Here is a 237-nt window from a genome sequence, read left to right on the forward strand (position 1 = left end):
GGCTGACCGAGCGGGCCCAGGAACGCTTCGGGGCCGTCAGGGGGCTTTCGGTTGACCAGCGCAACGCCCTGATTGATGAGTTGATGGCAACCTGGGATTTCACCGTCGCCGCCATCAACGGCCGGGTAACCATCCAACGGGTCTGGGATCAGTACTTGGCCTCAACCAAACACGGGATTACGGGGGAATAGCCACGGGATTGACCACGTTTTCAAAGTGAGTGCGGTCTAACCTCCT

Annotated in this window: 1 protein-coding gene; it reads left to right on the plus strand. The window is 59.5% G+C overall.

The features are described from left to right. Positions 1-191: hypothetical protein (locus L9G74_RS22000; RefSeq protein ID WP_238899057.1), on the plus strand; the 191-nt coding region annotated here is incomplete at its 5' end. Between the last annotated feature and the right edge of the window lie 46 nt (positions 192-237).

It is taken from the genome of Shewanella electrica (assembly GCF_022321485.1).
In the GTDB taxonomy this organism is placed as follows: Bacteria; Pseudomonadota; Gammaproteobacteria; order Enterobacterales; family Shewanellaceae; genus Shewanella; species Shewanella electrica.